The sequence below is a fragment of the Streptomyces scabichelini genome (assembly GCF_011045015.1).
Classification (GTDB): domain Bacteria; phylum Actinomycetota; class Actinomycetes; order Streptomycetales; family Streptomycetaceae; genus Streptomyces; species Streptomyces scabichelini.
Genome location: NZ_JAAKZY010000415.1, coordinates 1 through 3,238, shown reverse-complemented (window position 1 = coordinate 3,238; position 3,238 = coordinate 1). Strand labels below are relative to the sequence as shown.

The following is a 3,238-nucleotide window of genomic DNA, read 5'->3' as shown; positions in this document are numbered from 1 at the left end:
GGGGGCTGCGCCCCCAGGCCCCCCGGACAGACCCAGGTCGTGTCTCGGGTGCGGGTTCGTCGTGGCTGGGCGCGCAGTTCCCCGCGCCCCTAAAGGGGCGCTTGCACTGTCCGTCGCCCACTACCCTGGAGTGGTGACTATTCGCCTGTACGACACCAGTGCCCGGCAGATCCGTGACTTCTCCCCGCTCGTGCCGGGTTGTGTCTCGATCTACCTGTGTGGTGCCACCGTGCAGGCCGCCCCGCACATCGGGCACGTCCGGTCGTACCTGAACTTCGACATCATGCGCCGGTGGTTCGTGTACCGGGGCTATGACGTGACGTTCATCCGCAATGTCACGGACATCGACGACAAGATCATCAAGAAGGCCGCGGAGCAGAACAGGCCGTGGTGGTCGATCGGTTACGAGAACGAGCGCGCGTTCAACGACGGCTACGCCGCCCTCGGGTGCCTGCCGCCGACGTACGAGCCCCGCGCCACCGGCCACGTCACCGAGATGGTCGAGATGATGCGCACGCTCATCGAGCGCGGGCACGGCTACGAGGCCGACGGCAACGTCTACTTCGACGTGCGCTCGCTGCCCGGCTATCTCTCCCTCTCCAACCAGGACCTGGACGATCTGCGCCAGCCCTCCGAGGAAGGCGAGACCGGGAAGCGGGATCCGCGCGACTTCGCCATGTGGAAGGCGGCCAAGCCCGGCGAGCCGAGCTGGGAGACGCCGTGGGGGCGGGGACGTCCCGGGTGGCACCTGGAGTGCAGTGCCATGGCGCACAAGTACCTGGGCCGGGAGTTCGACATCCACGGCGGCGGCATCGACCTGATCTTCCCGCACCACGAGAACGAGATCGCGCAGGCCAGGGGGTACGGGGACGAGTTCGCCCGGTACTGGCTGCACAACGCCTGGGTCACCATGAGCGGCGAGAAGATGTCGAAGTCGCTCGGCAACTCCGTGCTCGTCAGCGAGATGGTCGAGCGCTGGCGGCCCATCGTGCTGCGCTACTACCTGGGCACCCCGCACTACCGCTCCACCATCGAGTACAGCGAAGAGGCCCTGCGCGAGGCCGAGTCGGCGTTCGCGCGCATCGAGGGCTTCGTGCAGCGCGTGGTGGAGAAGGCCGGGCACTCGGTCGAGCCCGCGGCCGAGGTGCCGCCCGCCTTCGCCGAGGCCATGGACGACGACCTGGGTGTGCCGCAGGCCCTGGCCGTCGTGCACACCACGGTCCGGCAGGGCAACAGCGCGCTGGCCGCCGACGACAAGGAAGCGGCCGTGGCCCGGCTCGCCGACGTCCGCGCGATGCTCGGCGTCCTCGGCCTCGACCCGCTGGACCCGCACTGGGCCGGCGAGAGCGACCGGGGCGACGACCTGCACGGGGTCGTCGACAGCCTCGTACGCCTGGTTCTCGACCAGCGTGAGGCGGCGCGGTCCCGCAAGGACTGGGCCACCGCCGACGCCATCCGCGACCAGCTCAACCAGTCGGGCCTCGTCATCGAGGACGGCCCCCAGGGGCCCCGCTGGACGCTCGGCCCGCGCTGATCCCTGCGGCGGATTCCTTGATCGATTGTGCCGCCCGGCCTTCCGGGCGGCACACTTCATAGACGTACAACACCTTCAGAGACGTACACACGCACGCTTTCACACAGACAGGTAGGTCATGGCCGCAAACAACCGCCGCATGTCCGGCAAGAAGGGCGCGCAGGTCGGCAGTGGCGGCCAGCGACGCCGGGGCCTCGAAGGCAAGGGCCCCACCCCGCCCGCCGAGATGCGCAAGGGACACAAGAAGAACCGCGTCGCCACCTCCAAGGCGAAGCAGACCGCCCGCCGCCCCGCCCCCAAGGGCCGCGGCGGCAAGTCCACCTCCGAACTCGTCGTCGGCCGCAACCCGGTCGTCGAGGCACTGCGCGAGGGCGTGCCCGCGACCATGCTCTACGTCCAGCAGTTCATCGACAACGACGAGCGGGTGCGCGAGGCGCTCCAGCTCGTCGGCGAGCGCGGCGGCATCCACCTCATGGAGGCCCCCCGCCCCGAACTCGACCGCATGACCAACGGCCTCAACCACCAGGGCCTCGTCCTCCAGATCCCGCCCTACGAGTACGCGCACCCGGAGGACCTCGCCGCCGCCGCGTACGACGCGGGCCAGGACCCGCTGATCGTCGCGCTCGACGGCGTGACCGACCCGCGCAACCTCGGCGCCGTCGTCCGCTCCGTGTCGGCCTTCGGCGGCCACGGCGTCGTCGTACCCGAGCGCCGCGCCGCCGGCATGACCGCCGGCGCCTGGAAGACCTCCGCCGGCGCCGCCGCCCGTACGCCCGTCGCCCGCGCCGCCAACCTGACGCGCGCCCTGGAGGCGTACAAGAAGGCGGGCATCATCGTCGTCGGCCTGGCCGCCGACGGCGAGCTCGAAATCGGCGATCTGGAAGCACTCGGCGGCCCCGTCGCCATCGTCGTCGGCAGCGAGGGCAAGGGCCTGTCCCGACTGGTCGGCGAGACGTGTGACTTCCGCGTACGCATCCCCATGCCGGGCGGTGCGGAGTCGCTGAACGCCGGCGTGGCTGCGGGCGTCGTCCTGTACGAGGCGGCTCGGCGACGCGCCTGACGGTGGGCGGGGTGATCTTGACGGAGTCCGGACAGATCGGGCCGGTCAAAGCAGTGTCCTAACCACACGTCACTCGGTTAGATGAGTGTGGACACCAGAACACCCCGCACACCCACGGGGGACCGCACGTCGGGATACGACGACGCTCCCGCGCTGAGCATGGTGAAGGTGCCGAGCGATCCGGCGCAGGTCATCGTCAATCATGCGAGCTTCCGTGTGCAGCTCAACACCGCGTCGCGCCCGCAGTCCCCGCGCGTCGCACGCCACTTGAGCTCCACCGAGGACACCACGCGCATCCCCGTCGTCGGTAAGACCGCCGGCACCCGCCGCCGCGCACCCGTCGTCTGGAGCGGGAAGTCCGCACCCGACGACACCGGCGCCACCCGGCTGCTCCAGGCCGCGCGGAGCACGAGCGTGCACCACCGCGTCGAGGACCCGACGGGCGACGCCGGCGCGACCCAGGTCATCCCGCGCATCGACGGCGACGGATACGGCGGATACGGCAGCGACGACGGGTACAGCCGTGACGGCGGGTACAGCCGTGACGGCGGATACGGCCGTGACGGCGGGTACAGCCGTGACGACGGATACGACGCCGACGCCACCGTCGCGACCCCCACCATCGGCGGCCCCCGCACCCCCGA

Annotated in this window: 2 protein-coding genes and 1 pseudogene; all 3 read left to right on the top strand. The window is 70.7% G+C overall.

Features of this window, described 5'->3' with window-relative positions:
• Positions 1–133 precede the first annotated feature (133 nt).
• Positions 134–1,534 (top strand): cysteine--tRNA ligase, encoded by a 1,401-nt coding sequence (cysS, locus tag G5C60_RS50115; RefSeq protein WP_165270903.1) that lies wholly within the window; start codon positions 134–136, stop codon positions 1,532–1,534.
• 118 nt (positions 1,535–1,652) lie between these two features.
• Positions 1,653–2,594, top strand: a complete 942-nt coding sequence (gene rlmB, locus G5C60_RS50110) for a 23S rRNA (guanosine(2251)-2'-O)-methyltransferase RlmB (RefSeq protein WP_165270901.1) — start codon at positions 1,653–1,655, stop codon at positions 2,592–2,594.
• An 81-nt stretch (positions 2,595–2,675) separates the two neighbouring features.
• Positions 2,676–3,238, top strand: a pseudogene (locus tag G5C60_RS50105) (hypothetical protein); the annotation flags it as partial.

Excerpts from the sequence above, each read along its gene's own strand:
- rlmB (WP_165270901.1), top strand. The coding sequence starts at position 1,653 with ATGGCCGCAAACAACCGCCGCATGTCCGGCAAGAAGGGCGCGCAGGTC.